16 protein-coding genes and 1 pseudogene are annotated in these 21,375 nt (G+C 43.6%); 2 read left to right on the top strand and 15 right to left on the bottom strand.

What is annotated here, in order from left to right:
• Positions 1 to 89: 89 nt before the first annotated feature.
• A complete protein-coding gene (gene fbpA, locus D8792_RS07360) occupies positions 90 to 1,739 on the top strand; it encodes an Rqc2 family fibronectin-binding protein FbpA (RefSeq protein ID WP_125373520.1) in 1,650 nt (549 codons plus the stop codon).
• Between the two features lie 167 nt (positions 1,740 to 1,906).
• On the opposite strand, the gene budA is transcribed toward fbpA, so the two are convergent.
• From budA to D8792_RS07435, 15 genes and pseudogenes are all read right to left on the bottom strand, one after another.
• Positions 1,907 to 2,626 (bottom strand): acetolactate decarboxylase, encoded by a 720-nt coding sequence (gene budA, locus D8792_RS07365; protein ID WP_061910878.1) that lies wholly within the window; start codon positions 2,624 to 2,626, stop codon positions 1,907 to 1,909.
• Positions 2,627 to 2,741: 115 nt separating this feature from the next.
• Positions 2,742 to 3,491 carry a PHP domain-containing protein gene (locus tag D8792_RS07370; RefSeq protein ID WP_125373521.1) on the bottom strand — a complete coding sequence of 250 codons (750 nt, stop codon included), beginning with the start codon at positions 3,489 to 3,491 and terminating at the stop codon, positions 2,742 to 2,744.
• A gap of 114 nt (positions 3,492 to 3,605) precedes the next feature.
• Entirely contained in the window at positions 3,606 to 3,911 is a 306-nt protein-coding gene (locus D8792_RS07375) for a DUF4298 domain-containing protein (protein WP_125373522.1), read from the bottom strand.
• 78 nt (positions 3,912 to 3,989) lie between these two features.
• On the bottom strand, positions 3,990 to 5,219 hold the full coding sequence (locus D8792_RS07380; protein ID WP_125373523.1) for a tetratricopeptide repeat protein: 1,230 nt from the start codon (positions 5,217 to 5,219) through the stop codon (positions 3,990 to 3,992).
• Positions 5,212 to 6,381: an AI-2E family transporter gene (locus tag D8792_RS07385; RefSeq protein ID WP_125373524.1), complete on the bottom strand. Its 1,170-nt coding sequence runs from the start codon at positions 6,379 to 6,381 to the stop codon at positions 5,212 to 5,214. The genes D8792_RS07380 and D8792_RS07385 overlap by 8 nt, the downstream gene beginning before the upstream one ends.
• 342 nt (positions 6,382 to 6,723) lie before the next feature.
• Positions 6,724 to 7,665, bottom strand: a complete 942-nt coding sequence (manA, locus tag D8792_RS07390) for a mannose-6-phosphate isomerase, class I (RefSeq protein WP_048764847.1) — start codon at positions 7,663 to 7,665, stop codon at positions 6,724 to 6,726.
• 148 nt (positions 7,666 to 7,813) lie between these two features.
• A complete protein-coding gene (locus D8792_RS07395; RefSeq protein ID WP_125373525.1) occupies positions 7,814 to 8,314 on the bottom strand; it encodes a phosphatase PAP2 family protein in 501 nt (166 codons plus the stop codon).
• A gap of 142 nt (positions 8,315 to 8,456) precedes the next feature.
• Positions 8,457 to 10,852 (bottom strand): annotated as a pseudogene (locus tag D8792_RS07400) (glycogen/starch/alpha-glucan phosphorylase).
• 133 nt (positions 10,853 to 10,985) lie between these two features.
• On the bottom strand, positions 10,986 to 12,416 hold the full coding sequence (gene glgA, locus D8792_RS07405; RefSeq protein ID WP_125373526.1) for a glycogen synthase GlgA: 1,431 nt from the start codon (positions 12,414 to 12,416) through the stop codon (positions 10,986 to 10,988).
• The gene (glgD, locus tag D8792_RS07410) at positions 12,413 to 13,552 is read right to left on the bottom strand and encodes a glucose-1-phosphate adenylyltransferase subunit GlgD (RefSeq protein ID WP_125373527.1); all 1,140 of its coding nucleotides are present in this window, start codon (positions 13,550 to 13,552) and stop codon (positions 12,413 to 12,415) included. The genes glgA and glgD overlap by 4 nt, the downstream gene beginning before the upstream one ends.
• On the bottom strand, positions 13,542 to 14,684 hold the full coding sequence (locus D8792_RS07415) for a glucose-1-phosphate adenylyltransferase (protein WP_048764837.1): 1,143 nt from the start codon (positions 14,682 to 14,684) through the stop codon (positions 13,542 to 13,544). Before D8792_RS07415 ends, glgD begins: the two co-directional genes overlap by 11 nt.
• 3 nt (positions 14,685 to 14,687) lie before the next feature.
• Positions 14,688 to 16,601, bottom strand: coding sequence for a 1,4-alpha-glucan branching protein GlgB (gene glgB, locus D8792_RS07420; RefSeq protein ID WP_125373528.1), 1,914 nt, complete (start codon positions 16,599 to 16,601; stop codon positions 14,688 to 14,690).
• Between the two features lie 388 nt (positions 16,602 to 16,989).
• Entirely contained in the window at positions 16,990 to 18,414 is a 1,425-nt protein-coding gene (locus D8792_RS07425) for an NADP-dependent glyceraldehyde-3-phosphate dehydrogenase (protein WP_125373529.1), read from the bottom strand.
• Between the two features lie 235 nt (positions 18,415 to 18,649).
• A complete protein-coding gene (gene ptsP, locus D8792_RS07430; protein WP_125373530.1) occupies positions 18,650 to 20,383 on the bottom strand; it encodes a phosphoenolpyruvate--protein phosphotransferase in 1,734 nt (577 codons plus the stop codon).
• Positions 20,384 to 20,387: 4 nt separating this feature from the next.
• Positions 20,388 to 20,651 (bottom strand): phosphocarrier protein HPr, encoded by a 264-nt coding sequence (locus D8792_RS07435; RefSeq protein WP_005589589.1) that lies wholly within the window; start codon positions 20,649 to 20,651, stop codon positions 20,388 to 20,390.
• Positions 20,652 to 21,094: 443 nt separating this feature from the next.
• Here D8792_RS07435 and nrdH point away from each other — a divergent pair, with 443 nt between their 5' ends.
• Complete coding sequence (nrdH, locus tag D8792_RS07440; protein WP_005589588.1) at positions 21,095 to 21,313, top strand: glutaredoxin-like protein NrdH; 219 nt, start codon at positions 21,095 to 21,097, stop codon at positions 21,311 to 21,313.
• The last annotated feature ends 62 nt before the right edge of the window (positions 21,314 to 21,375 follow it).

Here is a 21,375-nt window from a genome sequence, read left to right on the forward strand (position 1 = left end):
AAAAATAAATTTCTTTTTGATGAGACTTTAGAAGCTTTTAGCTTGGTTTTTTGTTATAATCTTCTTTAGCAACTTTCAAGGAGAAAAGCATGTCTTTCGACGGATTTTTTTTACACCACATGACAGAGGAGCTCCGCCGCGAATTGCTGGGCGGCCGCATCCAAAAGATTAATCAACCTTTTGAACAGGAGCTGGTTTTACAGATTCGCAGCAATCGAAAAAGCCACAAACTGCTCCTGTCAGCTCACTCGGTCTTTGGGCGCGTCCAGCTGACAGAGACTACGTTTGAAAATCCTGCTGTTCCCAATACCTTTATCATGGTCATGCGCAAATATCTGCAGGGCGCTGTTATTGAAGCGATCCAGCAAGTGGAGAATGACCGGATTTTGGAAATCAGCGTCTCCAATAAGAACGAAATCGGCGATAGCGTGGCTGTGACTTTGGTCATCGAAATCATGGGCAAGCACAGCAACATCATTCTCTTGGATAAGGCCAGCGGAAAGATCATTGAAGCTATCAAACACGTCGGATTTTCACAAAATAGCTATCGAACCATCCTGCCAGGCTCAACCTATGTCGCACCACCTCAGACAGGCAGTCTCAATCCTTTCACTGTGGGTGATGAAAAGCTCTTCCAAATCCTACAGACAGAGGACTTAGAGCCCAAACGCCTGCAGCAAATGTTTCAGGGCTTGGGTCGGGATACGGCTACTGAACTTAGTGGCCGTCTGACAGCTGACAAGCTCAAAACCTTCCGAGCCTTCTTTGCCAGTCCGACTCAGCCAAGCTTGACCGAAAAATCCTTTTCTGCTTTGCTATTTTCCGACAGTAAGACCCAAATGTCCACTCTATCCGAGCTTTTAGACACTTTCTATAAGGATAAGGCTGAGCGTGATCGGGTCAACCAGCAGGCCAGCGAACTGATTCGCCGAGTAGAAAATGAGTTGGACAAGAACCGTAAAAAGCTGGGCAAGCAGGAGGAAGAGCTCCTAGCAACGGAGAATGCAGAGGAATTCCGCCAAAAAGGGGAACTCTTGACCACCTTCCTCCATCAGGTGCCCAACGATCAAGATCAGGTGGAGCTGGACAATTACTACACAGGTGAGAAGATTATCATCTCGCTTGATAAGGCCCTGACCCCCAATCAAAATGCCCAGCGCTATTTTAAACGCTACCAGAAGCTCAAGGAAGCTGTCAAACACCTGATCAGTTTGATTGAGGAGACTCGGTCTACGATTCTCTATCTAGAGAGCGTCGAAACCGCCCTTGCTCAGGCCAGCCTGACTGAAATTGCCGAAATTCGGGAGGAACTCATCCAGACAGGCTTTATCCGCCGACGCCAAAGAGAAAAAATCCAGAAAAGACAGAAGCCAGAGAAATACTTGGCGACAGATGGTCAAACTATTATCCTCGTCGGGCGCAACAATCTACAAAATGACGAGTTGACGTTTAAGATGGCCAAGAAGGACGAGCTTTGGTTTCACGCCAAGGATATTCCAGGCAGTCATGTGGTCATCACAGGCAATCTCCAGCCTAGTGATGAGGTCAAGACAGATGCTGCCGAGCTAGCAGCCTACTTCTCCAAGGCCAGACTCTCCAATCTGGTCCAAGTGGACATGATTGAGGCTAAAAAACTCAACAAACCAACTGGTGGTAAGCCTGGATTCGTCACCTATACGGGGCAGAAAACCCTGCGCGTCACACCAGACGAAGAAAAAATCAAAAGCATGAAAATGTAAACTAATCAGTTTCTAAAATATCGATTTGGCGGATATTGAAAAACAAAAGAGGAGCCTCGGCTCCTCGAAATTGCTAATAGTTCAATTTATAGTTATCTTTCAGAGGTTGTGACAGAAGAATCCCAGCCTCTTTTTTGTTAGATATAGACTATTGCCGCAGCAGGTGGCTACTCAACCTTGTCCATGTCTGATCTTACTTCATCGACATTGAATTTTGCAAAGAGGAACTTACGGTCTTGAACTGGGAAACGTTGATCCAACTGATCGACAGCACCTAGCTCCACAATCCCTTCCTTGATAACAAAGTCCATAACGTGACCACCAAAGGTATGGTCGTCCGAAATAAAGTGAAGATGGTAGCCCGCCACACTGACACCGTGGAAAATTTCGGGTGTCCAAAAGCCAACAATAGTTCCAGAAACATTGTCCGCATGGTACTCAGGCTGACTCACGGCTACTTCAGCAAACTTCTTCTCTGAGGTTGATTTCGGAATCATTCGCACATGCATGTGGGAAAATTCACCATGAATCTTGATGGATCGAAATAGATTTTCTCCATCGTAATAGGATTCAATCCGCTTTTCCAGCTCTTCATCTGTCATTTCGAAGCGTTGGCGGAAAATGACCTCCGCTTGGTGGGGAACAACCGCAGCGTAAGGCACTGTCACATCATCTGAAACTTCAACGACTTCAGGCACATTGCCAGATCCCTTGGCCTGATAAGCCTTGCCATCAAGAACAATCAGCTCCCCATCAATGGAATCCAGTGTACCAATCCCCAAATCACCGTATTTCAGGAGCTCCCCAATCGTCATGCTCCCACCATAAAGTCCAGCCATCAAGGCTCCTAGAGTATTATACTGAAATAATTTCACTGGCTCTGCCATTTTTTCTCCTATATCAACAAAATTCTGTATTTTCTAAGATAATTAAGTATATCATATTCTGCTTGAATTTCAAAAAAAGCGTTTAATGGGCGATTGGAAAACCACACGGGATGCCTTAAATCAACTGACCTTCCTCAATACCGGCATCAGCGAGGATTTGAGCCACGCGGTCAAACTTCAAGCGGAAATGCTCCAGCTTGTGGCCGTCGGAGCCAACTGAAAAGCGCTGACCACCCAGCTCCTTGACCAGACCAAGAGCGTAGACATAGAGTTCCTCGTGACCATAAAGACACATGGACTTGCAATTGAGTTCAAAAGCCAAACCATGATCAATCATCTTTTGAAAAAGCTGGCGTAGCTGCGGTTCAAAACTTTTCAACTCTTCTACAGTAAGCGCAAATTTGCGGAAACCATAGTCGAAATGCGCTAGCACATCTGCTGGAACAGCCTCGATAGCCTCTTCCAGCTCTCTCAGGTAACGAGGAATTAACTCCATCTTATCTATCTGCAAGACAGGCTCTTCCAGATAGTCAAAACTACCATTGTGGTGGACAGATAGGAGTTTCAGGTCATAGTCCTTGTCCGCTAGAAAAGCTAGGATATCATCTTTACGCGGAGCATAATAGCCAATTTCAATCCCCTTTTTGATGCGGTTGCCATATTGCTGGTTCAGCTCTGCAATTTTTGCTGAATAGGCCACATAGTCAGGAACATCATCGTGGGGCGAGGCAGCTTGGTAAGGGTAGGGATTGGACAGGTCATAGTGCTCTGTAGTGACAATCTCGCCCTCGTAATGGTCCAGATAGTCAGAAAAATCCGCCTCAGAATCATAGGAAAAATAGGTATGAAGATGATTATCACGCATACGCAACCGCCTTTCTGCTAGTCTTTTGTCCCTTTGGTACGGCCAATAGTTGGTCGAACTTTGTTTAGGTTTTACTACAGTTGTAACTATTCAGCTCCTACTATTTCTATGCCCTTACCTTTCTTTCAGCATGGCACTAGATAGATCTAGCAGCTGCAAGGCCGTCTCAAAGTACTCTCCCATGAGGTCATAGACAGCATCCTCGCTCAGAACACCACAGGCCACATCCTCAGGAAAGTCTGGTCGATTGGAAAATTCCAAATCGTCAAAGAAAGCTTGGCTGGTGTAATAATCTCGGAGCTGGATATAATGCTTCTGGCTGGCCTCCAGCTCAGCCAAAGCTGATTGAGCTGCAGCCAGCGTCTGAGCGTATTTATTCAAATGCTCTTCCATTTCTTGGATTCTTTTCAATTGGGACATTCTCTCTACTCCTTCTTTAATCAAACTATCTTGTCCGCACAGAAAGCTACTAACACAAGAGATTCTTCACAGAAACTTCTACAAACTTTCGTACAAATCTGCCATAGCAGTATCATCTGGAACCAAACGCAGGTACTTGCCAGCCTGTATTTTTGCTTTTTCCACATGCCCTAATTCGCGTAAGAGATAAACATATTCTTCCAAAAATTCAGGATTTTCCTGCAGGTCAACTGCCAGTTCCTGATAAAGCTCCCCAGCTTTTTCCAGATTTTCCAAGGCTTGATAAGCCCGCGCCAGATTCCAGCGGGTTAAGACATTGTCTAGCTCTTGTTCCTCAAAAGCTAAGATCTCATCATAGCGCTCCTGCTCCAAATAGAGATTAGTCAGGCGCAGAGCAATTTCCTCTACATCATCTGCATTTTCCTGAGCCGCTAGCAGGTAATCCTCGGATTTTTCCACATCATGCAGTTCGTAAGATAATTGCGAAGCAAGAAGCAAAAGGCGAGTCTCGAAAGGATTTTTGGTCAAGCCTTGCTCGGCCATTGCCAAAGCTTCCTCAGTCTTATGCTCCGCATGGAGAGACTGCGCGTAGGCATACTCATAGCCTTCAAAATCTGGCGAAATCGTATCCAGCTGCTTGAAGTACAAATTAGCTTTTTGGTACTCCTCTTGCTCATATAAGATAGCTGCCAATTCATAGACCGTCTCTTCGTCGTACTCCAACTCCACAGCCTTTTCCAAAAATTCAATGGCTGCTTCGATTTTCCCCAGACTGGCATAGCAAAGGCCAATACGCTGGTAGGTGGACACGCCTGTCTGCTCGTAGATAGAGCGATTATCTAGCTGAGCATATTCCTTGATGGCCTGGGCAAAATTTTCCAATTCAAACTCAATTTCTGCTAAACCAAAAGTCACTAAAGGTTCGTCCGACAGTTTCGCAGCTTCCAGCAATTTCTCCCTTGCCACATCTGGCAATCCTTCTAGCTGATAGAGATCAGCCTTGGCCAAGAGAGCTGCCACATACCATTCACTTTCCGAGTCAATTTCCTCTAAATAGGCAAAAGCCTCTTCCAAGTCACCATCGTCAGCAGCAATCGTTGCCAGACTGATATAGGATTCAGGGAAAAGCGGAGCCAATTTTTCATAAATACGTTTGGCTTGAGGGAAAAAGCCGATACTTTCTAAGTAATCGGCTAATTCTAACAACTCTTGATCGGTATCTTGGCTCAAAGCCTCTTCAAAATACTTCTCAGCCTGTGATAAATCCTGATTTTGCAGGGCTGTTAACATTTGTTCACTCTTACTCACTGCCTTCTCCTAATTCTTGATCACTTTCTTCGTACAAACCGCTGACCTTCTTGTACCACTTAAAGAGCGCTGTGATGGCAACCTTGGCTGACGCATAAGCTGGAATCCCCAGCAAGACGCCCCAGATACCAAACATGGTTCCTGAAGTCAGCAAAACAAATAAAATCGTAATCGGATGGATGCTTAATTGACTTCCCAAAATCAAAGGAGACACGAAGCGCCCCTCAATAGTCTGCTCCACGATAAAGACGATAATGACTTTCAACAGCATTATCGGACCAGCAATCAAGCCAAGAACCAAGGCTGGCAACATGGCAAGGAAGCTTCCCAGATAAGGCACCAAGTTCAAAACCCCTGCCACAACGGCTAGAGTCACACCGTAACGCAAGCCAATGATCTTGAAAAGAATCATAAACATAAAGGCCACAATAATCGCTACAGTCACCTGACCACGAACATAATTGGCCAACTGGGTATTAACATCCGTCATAACCTGACCAAATGACTCGCGGAATTTCGTTGGCAAGAACTGAACTACATAGCCTTTGAGATTCTTCCCATCGCGTAGCAAATAGAAAAGAATGAAAGGCATGATGATAATAGCTACAATGATTTGTGAAGCCGTACTAATCAAATTGCTAGCCCAATTGACTGCCTTAGATGAAAAATTGCTAGCCCATGAAGTAATCTGGGTCGAAAGCTTATTCGTAACTTGCTCGATTTGTGGCTTCAAATCATCTGAAATATGATTGTCCAAAACATCTTCAATCATTTTATTGGCTTGCTTGAGATAGGCGGGAACATTCTTTGAAAAACTCACTATCTGATGCTGCAAGCTAGGAATAGCAACTGCCAAGCCCCACACAATCAAGATACCAATCAAGACAAAGACAATCGTAATTCCAGCCACACGGCTAATCTTGCGCTTTTCCATCCAGTCGACAATGGGATTGAGCAGATAGTAAAGCAGCCCAGCCAAAATCACTGGCAACATAATGACACCAATAAACTCAATCACTGGTGTAAAAATAAAGCTAATTTTGCTAAGAATAAAAATGTTCAAACCGATGAGCAAGGTCACCAAAAATACGGTAATGGCCTTATTATCCAAGAACCATCTAAAAAACCAGGATAAACTAAAATCTTTTTCTTTGTGTTCCATATTCGACTCCTTTGGATATTCCTTTTCATTGTAACATTTTTCAGAAAAAATATCTTCAAGCAACCATGATGAAATGCCTTATTTATTGGACTTTTTCACCGATTGAAGTTAAAGTCCTGTTTTCTCTATTCATTCTGCGAAAATAAAGAAAAATGAGGCTGGGACAAAAGTCCTAGCCTCTCAATTGTCTTTGGATTGTCGAGCAAGACGCAGTGGTTGAGTGGGCTCTACTACGCTGATTTCATCAGCTTTCACAGCCCTACTCAACTGTGCGGAGGTGGGACGACGGAATCGAATTCTAACGAATTACCGATTTCTGTCCCACTCTCATTTGTTTTTTCACTATGGATGGCTGACAATCAGTTGTAAGTCGCCAGACAAGGTCCATTCTGTGACATCGCTCGGCAGGATGAAATGAGAGCCTTTTTCGATAGGATACACTAGTCCATCCACTGTCAACTCTCCAGCACCCTCCAAAACGCTAAACAGACTGTAATCTGCTGTCTTTTTAAACTCAACAGAACCAGCAATGTCCCACTTGTAAACAGCAAAGAAGTCATTGGCCACCAAAAGAGTAGAGATCAAATCGTCTGCCTGAATGGTAACGGGACGGCTATTAGCAGGCTCGCCGATAGTCAGAACATCAATAGACTGCTCCAAATGCAACTCGCGCAAATTGCCAGCGTCGTCCTTACGATCAAAGTCATAAACCCGATAAGTAGTATCGCTAGACTGCTGAGTTTCTAAAATCAGAATCCCTGAGCCAATAGCATGCATGGTGCCACTTGGCACATAGAAGAAATCACCAGCCTTGACTGGAATTTTGGTCAAAAGATGATCCCAGTCCTTGCTCTCGATTTGCTGGCGCAGCTCTTCCTTGCTCTTGGCATTGTGACCGTATATAATCTCTGCCCCTTCGTCTGCAGCGATGACATACCAGCATTCTGTCTTGCCAAGCTCACCTTCGTGCTCTAGTCCATAGGCATCATCTGGATGGACCTGAACGCTGAGCCAGTCATTGGCATCCAAAATCTTCGTCAAAAGCGGAAAGACAGGCTCTGGACGATTGCCAAAAAGCTCACGGTGCTCGGCATAGAGCGCATCTAGATTCTGACCTGCAAAACGGCCATTCTTGACGGTTGAGACACCGTTCGGATGAGCCGAAATTGCCCAATACTCTCCCACATGGTCACTGGGAATTTCATAGCCAAAGACATCATGCAGCTTGGTGCCACCCCAAATTTTCTCCTGCATCACAGACTCTAGAAATAACGGTTCTGACATAATAGTCTCCTTACATATTTTTCATCTTCCAAAATCCCATATTCCTTGGCGATGAAAATTTGGAACTGCTTACATTATAATATAGACTCGGGCACTTTGTCTACTCCTCACCTTACTTTACATAAAAAATCTGGCTCTGGCCAGACCTTTATAATAAAAAGAGTAAAGCTCCCCAGCAAATGCCACAAAGGTATCCTATCACTACATCCTTTGGATAGTGCACTCCACCAATCACGCGCACCGCAGCCAGCCCTGCTGAAAGCAAGAGGCAGATAAGCCCCGGCAGCCAGAAAAAGTAAAGCAAACACATGGAAATCACTGTCGCCGAAAAGACATGGCGGCTGGGCATGGACTTACCTGATGTATCCTTGGCCAGCAAGGGTTGAATAGCCCATTTCTCGTAGGGGCGTGCTTGATTCAGCCGTTTACGAATAGCTGACAAGAGACCAAATCCAATAGCTGGTAAGAAGAAAAAAGCAAGCAGGCCTTTCCAGCCTTCTGTCAGAAGGGCATCAATCAAGACCAATCCATACACTAGAGGCATAAAAACAGTCATCCCCCTATTAAAATAGGCCATCCCTTTCACTATCCTAGGGCGACTGAGAAAAGGAGCTGTTAATTGTTGATAAAAAATTGTGTAGTCTTTCATGCTTACTTACCCTACTTTTCTAAACGTTGGACTCTCATACTTTCTCTACTATAGCATAATTCTTTATAAGATGGTAGATGGATAACAAAAGAGACTGAGATCCAGGTCCCAATCTCTTTTTGTTCATATTTTCTCAGGAGTATTATTTCTCCAAGTTCCAGATTTCCTTGGCATATTGCTCAATGGTATCATCTGAGGTGAACTTGTCGGATGTAGCGATATTAATCAAGCTCATGCGAGCCCATTTTTCTTTGTCACGATAGAGGGCATCAATCTTCTCTTGAGCTTCCACATAGGCATGAAAGTCTTCCAAGAGGAAATATTCATCATTGTGGGTGATGAGGGCTTCGTAGATTTCAGAGCCTTCTTCACGAACGTTTGGAATGGTGCCGTTGACAAAGGTATCGACTACCCGGCGAATGTCTGGATTGCTTTCATAGACACCGCGTGAGTAATAATCATGGCGGGCATAGTGCTCGTAAACTTGATCCTTGTCCATCCCGAAGATGACAATGTTGTCGTCACCGACCTCGTCCTTGATTTCGATATTGGCTCCGTCCAGTGTAGCTAGGGTAATGGCACCAGTCATCATGAACTTCATGTTGGAAGTACCAGAAGCTTCCTTGGAAGCCAGGGAAATCTGCTCTGATACATCCGCAGCTGGAATGATGAGCTCGGCCAGGCTGACCCGGTAGTTTTCTAGGAAAACAACCTTTAGTTTGCCTTGCAGGCTTTCATCCTTGTTGACCAGATTGGCTACTTCATTGATCAGCTTTATAACAGACTTGGCAAAGTGATAGCCCGGAGCAGCCTTGGCACCAAAGATAAAGACGCGCGGCACCATATCCTTATCAGTATTGTCCTTGAGGTCCCAGTAAAGCTTGATGATATGAAGCAGGTTGAGCAGCTGACGCTTGTAGGCATGGAGGCGTTTCACCTGGACATCAAAGATGGCTTCTGTAGAAACTTCTACTCCTGTTGATTCCTTGATGAAGTCAGCCAGACGAGCCTTGGCTTCTTGCTTCACTCGGTAGAAATCAGCCAGCACTTGCTGATCATCCTTGAATTCCAAAAGCTTGCGCAGCTCGTGGATATCACTTCTCCAGCCCTTGCCAATCAACTTATCAATCTCAGCTGACAGCGGCTCATCCGCAATCTGCAGCCAGCGACGCTGGATAATGCCATTGGTCTTGTTATTAAACTTCTCTGGGTAAATGCTGTAAAAATCACGTAAGGTATCTTCTTTGAGCAATTCGGTGTGGAGTTTGGCAACACCATTAATCGAATGACCACCGATGACAGCCAAGTGAGCCATATGGACTTGATTTTCCCTGACAATCCGAGTATTCTCGATGACCCGTGGATCGATACCGCGTCCAGCCATTTCAGCTACATAGCGGTTGTCGATTTCTAGGATAATCTGATAAACCCGCGGCAGGACATTCTTAAAGAGCTCTGCATCCCATTTTTCCAAGGCTTCTGACAAAATGGTGTGGTTGGTGTAGCTCATGGTCTTAACCGTCGCCTTCTATGCATCTGCCCACTCGAGACCATAGTCATCCAGCAAAAGGCGCATAAATTCAGCCGGTGCAACAGCTGGATGGATATCGTTGATATGGACAGAGACCTTCTCATGAATATCCTTGAGCGGACGACCTTGCTTGAGGTAAGACTTGATAATAGTCTGCAAACCTGCACTGGTCATAAAATATTCCTGAATCAGACGCAGTTCTTTTCCTTTATAACTAGAGTTGTCTGGATAGAGAATGGCAGTGATGTCCTGCACCCGTCGACGGGCTTCGATCGTCGGATAGTCCAATTCATATTCTTCTGGGATTTCAACATCCCAAAGACGGAGATTGTTGATATTGTCATTGCCAAAGCCAATTTGCGGCACATCATAAGGAACTGCTCGCAGAGTTTGAGAATGCTCATAAACTGGCACAATACGGCCTTCTTCATTGGCACGGAGGTAAACATTACCAAAGATTTTAACATCCACAATGCCGTGATCCTTACGGGTTTCTCAGACATTGCATAGACTGCCAAACCAATCATCTGGAATCTCGACCTGATAGCCATTCACGATTCTCTGCTTGAAAAGACCATAGCGATAGCGAAGTCCATTGCCAAAACCTGGATAGCCAGTAGTAGCTAGCGAGTCCATGAAAGCCGCTGCTAAGCGACCAAGGCCCCATTTCCCAAAGCCATGTCGTGCTCAGCATTTTTTACATCCTCAAAGTCAACTCCTAACTCAACAAAACTTTCCTTGACCGTATCGAGAATACCTAAATTGAGCAGGTTGGTTTCCAGCATACGTCCTGGTAGAAACTCAATTGAGAAATAATAGGCTGTTTTTTGCTGCTGTTCCACAAGTTTATTGCGGCGCTCCAGCCACAGTGGCGTAATATATTTACGAATGGTACTAGCGAGGGCTTGAAAAAGCTCGGCAGGTGTAGCATCCGCAATCTTAATCAGCTGTCGTTCGTGCAAAGTATCCTTGAAATCTCGGATAAACTGTTCTTTATTTAACTCCATTTTTACGAATCAACTTCCTTTCTTTTAGGGAAAAGCATCCGTCTGGATAAGACGTCAACATAAGAAAGACCACTTACTCGACAAATCCTCTCTTGTCAGAAACAAGAGAGGATTGCTGTTCTAATGCAACATGCTAGAGCAGTGACTCATATAAATCACTGTATGCTCGACTGGCTGTATCCCAAGAGAAATCTCTTTCCATAGCCTGAGTTTGCAGACTGCGCCAAGCTTCTCGGTCATGCCAGTAAAGATTGAGGGCTTCTTTGAAAGTCCATGTTAGCCAATAACCAGAGAAGTTATTGAAGCTAAAGCCTGTTCCCTGTCCACTATAAACGTTGTAAGGTTCAACCGTATCCCGCAGGCCACCAACCTCGTGAACCAGCGGCAGTGTACCGTAACGCATGGACATCATCTGAGACAGACCGCAAGGTTCAAAGCGGCTCGGCATAAGGAAAATATCACTAGCCGCATAGATTTCCTGAGCCAAAGTAACATCAAAAAGGATATTCGCGGATAATTTTTCAGGATAAGCCTGGCCAAACCAAGCGAAGGCACGTTCAAATGCAGGGTCACCTGTTCCAAGTAGCACAATTTGCACATCTTCCTGAAGCAGATTATGCAACTCTTCCACCACCAAATCAAAACCTTTTTGACGAGTCAAACGAGAGACGATACCAACGACAGGAACATCATCCCGAACTGGCAAGCCTACTTTTGATTGAAGAGCTCGTTTGTTTTCTAATTTCCCGGTCAAATCATCTTTATTAAAGTGGTAAGCCAGCATTTTATCAGTTTCTGGATTGTAGATATCTGTATCGATACCATTGACAATACCGACCAGCTTGCCAGACTCCATCCGAAGAACCTGATCCAGACCGCAACCAAACTCAGCCGTCCGAATTTCGTTGGCATAGCTAGGTGAGACAGTTGTCACGCGATCCGCATAAAGAATACCCGCCTTCATCCAGTTGAGGCAGTCATTCCAACGGAGAGTTCCGTCCGCATAACGTTCATAGCCGACACCAAAGAGTTCCCAGAGCATGCTGTCCGAAAACTGTCCCTGAAACTCTAAGTTGTGAATGGTCAGCACCGTCTTGATATTATTATAGGCCTGAATCCAGCGATATTTTTCCTTGACCAAGAAAGGAACCATGGCCGTATGGTAGTCGTGCGCATGGAGAACATCTGGAATAAAATCAATGCGCTCCATCAGTTCGATTGCTGCTAATTGGAAGTAAGCAAAACGTTCGCCGTCATCAAAATCACCATAGACATGCCCACGGAAGAAATAATGCTGATTGTCAATAAAGTAGAAGTTGACGCCTTCCAACTCAATCTTTTTGACACCGACGTATTCTCGACGCCAACCGACACTGACTTCAAAGGAGAAGAGGTCTTCAACTTGATCACCAAATTTAGCATCCGTCATGTCATAGTACGGCAGAATGACTCCNACTTCATGGCCAGCTTTGACCAAGGATTTGGGGAGGGCGCCGATAACGTCCCCCAAACCACCGGTCTTGGAAAAAGGTGCCCCTTCTGCTGCTACAAATAAAATTTTCATGAAACGATGTCCTCTGTAACTTTTTGACCTTTCTTCAGCACAACTGGATGTTCCGCTGTACCTCGAACAACTACTCCTTCAGCAATCTCAACACCCTTGTCCACAATTGCATATTCTAGCACTGCATTTTTTCCAACGACAACGCGTGGGAAGAGGAGACTGTCTTTGACACTGCTACCCGCTAAAATTCTTGTATTCCGCGAGATAACAGAGTTTACAACTTCACCTTCTACAATACTACCTGACGCAAACTGAGAGCGATTTACTTTTGATGTAGTTGCATAGTAAGTCGGCTCTTCATTTTTCACCTTTGTATAAATCTTGTGATTTGGTGAGAAGAGAGAGTAGAATTTCTGCCGATCAAGCATGTCAATGTTAGCTTTATAATAGGAAGCAACAGAGTAGATATTTGCCAAATAGCCTGTGTACTCATAAGCAAAAGCTCCAACTTCAGCTGCCAAGTCTCGAAGAACATAGCGTAGCTTTTGTGGGAATTCTTTTTGGGCTTCTTCTTCCAATTTTTCAATCAACCACGGCGTATCTACTACAAAAATATCTGTAGACATATTGAAAAGCTCGCCCTCGTCTCTATCACTATGCAGCTTGTGTCCTAGGACATGGTCTGTTTCACTGACTTGCAGAACTGCATTGACATCTGAAATATCTTTAGATGGCAATTTCTTGTAAACCACCGTCATCGGTTGCTGGGTTGTGTTATGTAAGTGGAAGACTTGATTAAGGTCAATGTTGATCAACACATCACAGTTCAGGGCTACAGTTTGGTTAGAGCCTGAGCGCTTCAGATAAGTCAATAACTGTTCATAATATTCCTTACCAACTGTGCTACTTTCTACACGAGTATTGTAAATGCCTAGATAGTAGTGGCTCAAAAGTGTAGACAAGCCCCACTCACGACCTGAACGAATATGGTCAAATACAGAGCTAATATTGTCTTGCTGGAAGATACCAAAGACGCTACGAACGCCAGCATTAGCAAGGCTAGAAAGGGGGAAGTCAATCAAACGGTATTTCCCACCAAATGGCAAACTGGCAACTGGACGATGCTCTGTTAAGGTTGACATGTCGTGGAAACCGACCGTATTTCCTAAAATCGCTGAATATTTATCAATCTTCATCTGTTGGTACCCCCACTTTTTCATTATATCCGACTACTTGCACTTCATCTGTTCCGTCAATCTCTACACCATCAGAAATAACAGCGCCCTCGCCAATGATCGCACGTTTAATCTTAGCTCCTTGGCCAATAATAGCGCCACTCATTATGACAGAATCAGTGACTTCTGCGCCTTCACGAACTTGGGCACCTGTTGAGAGGATAGAATGCTTAACAGTTCCATCTACGAAACAGCCATCAACTACCAAAGAGTCTTCAACATGAGCATTCGCACCAAGGTAGTTTGGTGGTGAAATCAAGTTGCGTGAGTAAATTTTCCACTGACGATCACGACTGTCTAAAGCATTTTCTGGACTAATGTATTCCATGTTCGCTTCCCAAAGTGACTCAATCGTACCAACGTCTTTCCAGTAGCCACTAAATTCATAAGCATAAACGCTTTCGCCAGATTCAAGATAGTTAGGGATAACATTTTTACCAAAGTCGGACATATCTACATTGGTCTTTTCAGCAGCAATCAGCATATTACGGAGACGTTGCCAGTCAAAGATATAGATACCCATAGATGCCTTGGTAGATTTAGGATTTTCTGGTTTTTCTTCAAATTCAACAATCCGATTGTTAGCATCGGTATTCATGATACCAAAACGGCTAGCCTCCTTGAGAGGCACATCCAAGACAGCAACCGTCAAACTAGCGCTGTTATCCTTGTGGGATTGGAGCATATCATCATAGTCCATCTTGTAGATATGGTCTCCAGATAGGATTAAAACATATTCAGGATTGATGCTATCGATATAGTCAATATTTTGGAAAATAGCGTGGCTAGTTCCCTCAAACCAACGATTTCCTTCACTGGCAGAGTACGGCTGAAGAATGGATACACCTGTATTGATACCATCCAAGCCCCAGCTTGAACCGTTCCCGATGTGACTGTTCAAAGCAAGTGGTTGGTACTGTGTAATCACACCGACATTGTTGATCCCAGAGTTAGCACAGTTTGACAGCGCAAAATCAATAATACGATAACGACCACCAAACTGTACTGCTGGTTTTGCAATACTTTGTGTGAGCTTTCCAAGACGAGTTCCTTGCCCACCGGCAAGAATCAAAGCTAGCATTTCATTCTTCATATCCTACTCCTTTGTGGAATCTTTTTTAGCATTTTTACGAACATTCACACGACGCTTGATTTTCCAAATACTTGCTCCCAAAGCTGGTAGCGTAAAGGTCAAGGTCTGCGGATAATCTTTCCATAGTCCCTCTTGAGACTGAACTGTTTCGTTGTGTTCCTTCCAAACACCTCCCCATTTCTCTAATTCAGTATTCCATACTTCTTCATAAATGGCTTCCACTGGCACACCAATGGTAAAGTTTTTGCGCTCTACTGGCACCATATTGAACACACAGACCAGCATATCTCCTTTTTCCGTCTTACGAATAAAGGAAAGGACGCTCTGATCGGTATTGTCAGCATCAATGATTTCGATGCCATCGTAGCTCAAATCAATCTCCCAAAGCGGACGATTGTCTCGATAAAAGGCGTTGAGGGCCGAAGTGAAGCTCTGCATCTGCTTGTTCATCTGATCGTCCAGATTTGACCATTCCAGCTGCTCTTCTGACTTCCACTCTAGGAATTGACCAAATTCTGAACCCATAAAGAGCAATTTCTTGCCTGGATGGCAGATTTGATAGGTCAAGAGGTTGCGGAGACCAGCAAATTGATTATAGCGGTCACCCCACATCTTATGCATCATACTCTTCTTGCCATGAACGACTTCGTCGTGAGAGAAAGGCAAGAGGAAATTTTCAGAAAATGAATACATAAAGCTGAAGGTCACCAAATTAAAATCGTACTTGCGGTAAATCGGGTCTTCTTCGTAGAACCGGAGAATATCGTTCATCCAGCCCATATTCCACTTGAAGTCAAAGCCCAAACCGCCCATCTCTCTCATACCCGTAATCTTGGTTTCGGACGAGCTCTCTTCAGCAATCATCATAACATCTGGATGAAATAACTTGATAACTGTGTTCAAGCGTTGCAAGAAATAATAACCTTCATAGTTACGATTACCGCCGTCCTTGTTTGGCTGCCAAGGACCACTATCGTAGTCTAGATAGAGCATGTTGCTAACTGCATCCACACGAACCCCATCTAGATGATAGAAATCAATCCAGAACTTGATGCTAGAGATCAAGAAGGACTGCACTTCATTTTTTCCTAGGTCAAAATTCAAGGCACCCCAGCCATAGTTATGAGCTCGGTCATGATCTTGGTACTCAAAGGTTGGTGTTCCATCATAGTAGGCCAAGGCATCGTCATTGATGGTAAAGTGACCTGGAACCCAGTCCACAATGACACCAATATTATTCAAGTGACATTCCTCGACAAAGTCCTGAAATTCCTCTGGCGTTCCATAAGTATGTTCAAAGGCAAAGTAACCCATGAGCTGGTAACCCCAGCTGAGTCCCAAAGGATGAGCCATGAGCGGCATGAACTCAACGTGTGTATAGTTCATTTCTACCAAATAAGGAATCAATTCCTCCTTAAGCTGAGCCATAGAATATGGACTGCCGTCAGGATTGCGTTTCCAAGATCCAGCGTGTACTTCATAGATATTGACCGGTCTTGAGAAAAAGCCCCAACGCTTTCTCCGAGCCAACCAAAGTCCATCTTGCCACTTCTTCTCTGGAATAGTCCGAACAATAGCTCCCGTACCTGGGCGCTCTTCAAAATAGATAGCAAGCGGATCAATTTTCAAGATTTCCTGACCACTACTCCGTTTGATATTGTACTTGTAAATATCTCCTTCCTTAGGCAAATCCGTGAAGACTTCCCAGACACCGCCTTCATTGCGAGTCATAGGAATCTGCTCTCCATACCAGTTGGTAAAATCTCCAATCAGATGCACATTCTGCGCATTTGGAGCCCATACTCTAAAGGTGTAGCCAGCTTTGCCATCCACCACATCCTGATGCACTCCTAAATAATGCTGCAAATGAAAGTTTTCACCTGTTGTAAAGGTTCTTAATGCTTCTTTTTTGTCCATTTAGTCACCTTTCTATTTGTAAGCGTTTTCTATGTTTCTATTTTACCCCATTTTCTTATATTTTTCAAGTAAATTTCCAAAAACTATCTCAAAAATTTCAAAAGCCCAATTTCTTCAAAAGAATGACTTGCTATATCAAGGTTTTTGTGGAAAATATCTGATAAAATACTGATTTCAAAGAGTTTAAGGCTAATATCTGTACTTAAAAATCAATCCCTGTACTAGGATTCCTAAAATAATTTATCTAGACCAATATGTAAATTTACATTTTAAATTGATAAGTAATCAAAAATATAAATACTTATTTCTTTTCAAATTGTTCGATCATATGTTAGATTTACAAGTTCATTATGGTAAGAAAAAAGGCCGCACAAAGCCGCCTTTCTCATTATTTCACATCAAACACGATAGATTTCACTTGTGTCATCGCTTCGATACTGTAACGAATCCCTTGCACTCCGGCTCCAGACCCCTTAACACCAAGGAATGGGAAGTTATCTGGACCACGCTGGGTCTTATTATTGATATGTACAGTACCCACTTCCAGTTTCTCAGCAATTTCAAATGCTTTCAGAAAATCATTTGTAAAGACTGAAGATTGCAGGCCAAATTCTGACTGGTTACAAATCTGAATAGCCTCTTCAACGGAAGTCACACGAATAATCGGAAGAACAGGACCAAATGGCTCTTCCCAAGCTAATTTCATATCCAGTGTCACATGGTCAAACAAGGCAGGCCAGATGAGATTTGCTTCACGTTTGATTTCTGTCAAGGCTGACGCTCCCTTTTCTTGAGCATCTTCAATCAAGCCCCAGATGAAATCTGCTGATGCATTATCAATGACTGGTGTGATATCCGCATTATCAAAGGGATTACCAACCGTCAGTTTCTCTACCTCTGCCTGAAGCAGCGCCGCTAATTTATCTGCTACACTCTCCATGACAATGACACGTTTAATAGCCGTACAGCGCTGACCGGAATAACTGTATGCCCCGCCAACAATCTGCTTAGCTGCATGCTCCAAGTCAGCATCTTCCAGCACAACTGCAGCATCCTTACCACCCAATTCAAGCATAATTGGACGCATACCAGCCAACTTACCGATGCGCTCACCGATTGGAGTGGAGCCAGTAAAGTTAATGTAGTTTACTTCCTTATGCTCAATAATGTAGTCCCCAATTTCTGAACCACGGCCTGTGATGGTATTGAAAACACCAGCAGGAAGACCAGCCTCAGCAAAAGCCTGAGCCAAGAGCAGACCAGAAATCGAACCTTGCGTAGGTGGCTTAAACATCACGACATTTCCACCGATAAGGGCAGGAGCAATCTTAGAACCAGACAGATTGACTGGGTAATTAAATGGCGCAATAGCCAAGACAACTCCTACAGGCTCACGACGAACCATAGCCAATTTTTTCTTGCTGGCAGCTTCAAAGCCACCACCTTCCATAACCTGACCGTGAATACGGATGCCCTCTTCAGCCGCATAACGAATCAAGTCTGCTGTCCGGACTACCTCTCCGACTGCCGCTTTGATCCCCTTGGCAACTTCTTTTGCAAGGATTTCGCCAATCTTCTCTTGATCACGCTCCAAAATATCCGCGGCCTTATGCAGATAAGCTGCACGTTCGACTGCTGAAAGAGCGCGCCAAGCTGGCAAAGCAGCACGAGCGCTCGCCATCGCATAATCAACCTCTGCCTGACTCATGGCAGGCACAGTTCCTAAAATCTCATTATTGATAGGAGATGAGATGGTGATTTCATTTTCAGAAGCTCTCCACTCTCCATTTATATAGTTCTTATATTGTGTCACTTGTCCCCTCCATAATGTTATTAAGTATCATTTTATCAAATTTTCTGAAAATTTCAACTAAATTTTATATATTTAAAGAAATTTTTCACAAATTTCATGAATCATCTTCTTTTGCTCATATGAACTCTCTATACTTCTCGATTTTTTATCAATTCTCACTTTCTACACTAGGTCTACTATAACGCTGAAGAAAACTAAAAAAGACCAGGAAAATTTCCTGATCTTATTTTTTAGATTAATCAAAGTCAAGATATTCTTTTTCAAGTTCAAGAACTTCTTCCATTGTCGCACACTCAGTCAAAGCGCGTTGTGCAAGTTCTTGCATCTTCACTGTATCCAATTTCTTCATAAGGCTACGAGTCCGAAGGACAGAAGTGGCACTCATAGAGAACTCATCCAAGCCCATACCGACAAGGAGTGGCACAGCTGTTTGGTCACCGGCCATTTCTCCACACATACCTGCCCACTTGCCTTCAGCGTGAGCTGCCTTGATAACGTTGTTGATCAAGCGAAGGATAGATGGGTTGTATGGTTGGTAGAGGTATGAAACTTGTTCGTTCATACGGTCAGCAGCCATTGTGTATTGGATCAAGTCGTTAGTACCGATAGAGAAGAAGTCAACTTCTTTGGCAAATTGATCAGCTAGCATTGCTGCTGCTGGAATTTCAATCATGATACCTACTTGAATATTGTCCGCTACAGCAACACCTTCAGCTTGCAATTTCGCTTTTTCTTCTTCGTAAACTGCTTTAGCTTTACGGAATTCTGTCAAGAGGGCAACCATTGGGAACATGATACGCAATTGTCCATGTACAGAAGCACGCAAGAGAGCGCGGATTTGTGTACGGAACATAGCGTCACCAGTTTCAGAGATAGAGATACGCAATGCACGGAATCCAAGGAATGGGTTCATTTCATGCGGCATATCGAAGTAAGGAAGCTCCTTATCTCCGCCGATGTCCATCGTACGGACAACCACTGGTTTTCCATTCATGCCTTCCAAGACAGCCTTGTAAGCTTCGTATTGCTCATCTTCTGTTGGGAAGTCTTGTGAATCCATGTAAAGGAATTCTGTACGGTAAAGACCTACGGCTTCAGCACCATTTGCATTGACACCTTCAACGTCTTTTGGTGTACCGATATTAGCAGCGAGTTCAAAGTGTTTGCCATCAGCAGTCACTGTTTGAGCATCTTTCAAGAGAGCCCATTCAGCTTTTTGCTTCGCATAAGCTTCACCAGCTGCCTTGAATGCTGCTGCCTGCTCTTCAGTTGGGTTAATGATAACTTCACCAGTGATACCATTTGCTGCAATGATATCACCGTCTTTAACGAGTTCAGTAATATTATTGGTTCCCAATACGGCTGCGATTTCAAGCGTACGCGCCATGATTGCCGAGTGGCTTGTTCGTCCACCGATATTGGTTACAAACGCTTTAACAAATTTCTTGTCTAATTGAGCTGTATCAGAAGGAGTCAAGTCATGTGCAATCACAACTGATTCTTCATTGATAGAAGCTGGATTTGGTAATTTCTTGCCCAAAAGGTTTGCCAAAACACGCTTCGTCACATCACGAATGTCTGCCGCACGTTCTTGCATGTATGGATTGTCTTCCATACCTTCAAAAATAGCGATAAACATGTCTGTAACTTCTTTCAGACCAGCTTCCGCATTCACTTTCTTAGTACGGATCGTTTCTTTGATTTGACCAACCATTTCAGGGTCAGCGAGTACCATTAAGTGAGCGTCAAATACTTGCGCCGCTTCCTCACCAAGGCTATCTACTGCTTTCTCACGGATAACAGAAAGCTCGTTCTGTGAAGCTTCAAGAGCTGCATCCAAACGAGCCTCTTCTGCATTCGTATCATCGACTGAAACAGTCTCAAATGACAAATCCGGTTGAACTAATAGATATGCCTTAGCAACAGCAACACCATCAGATGCTGCAATTCCTTTAAGCATTTCTGTCATTTTCTTATGCCAATCCTTCTTTTTCCATTGTTTCTGAGATAGCAGCGATAGCATCATCCGCGTCTGCACCTTCAGCTGAGATTGTAACGTCAGCACCTTGGCCAACACCAAGACTCATAACACCCATGATTGATTTAAGGTTTACTGATTTACCTTTGTACTCAAGAGTGATATCTGAAGCAAATTTGCTAGCTGTTTGTACCAACAATGTTGCTGGACGCGCGTGAATACCTGTTTCTGCCACAATGTGGAAATCTTTAGAAGCCATAGTTAGACTCTCCTTTAAAATAATTCTTTTTGAGTTAAAGTGATAACCCTTACAAGTTGATATTATATCACTTTTTGAAATCTTTTTCAAGAATTTTATAGCCCGCTTACAAAATATTTCGTTAGAGTTTGAAAATGAATTCTGTTTTAAATATAGTAGATTAGATAGTCAACTCCCTCTCTTTCCGAAATAGTTTCAAGGATTTCTTCCCTATAATGAATTCTTCTTGGTCTAGCTTCGCTTAAAGTATAGTAAGCGCTGTGACTCCTTGTGGTTATTTCTCTTTGTTTCGATGTTTTATACACTATATATTGTATCTCAATAGTTGCTATAAGAAAACATCATACAATATTTAGTTCAAAACTGTTGACATCGAATTCGCTTTTAGATATACTAGTTTCAGATTTAAATTTAAGAAAATGAAAGTATAGAGGAATCATCTAATGGTAACTATTTACTCTAAAAACGATTGTGTTCAATGCAAGATGACCAAACGTTTTCTTGATACCAACAATGTGGAATATCGCGAAATCAACCTTGATGAGCAACCAGAATACATCGACCATGTTAAAAGCCTCGGTTTCAATGCAGCGCCTGTTATTCAAACGCCAACTGAAGCATTCTCTGGTTTCCAGCCTGGTAAACTTAAAAAATTATCATAATCTCACCAGTATTTAGAGCTTTGTTGCCGCTCCTATCATTCGTAGGAGCCGTTTATTTTGTA

The organism is Streptococcus cristatus, from assembly GCF_003943505.1.
GTDB lineage: Bacteria > Bacillota > Bacilli > Lactobacillales > Streptococcaceae > Streptococcus > Streptococcus cristatus_E.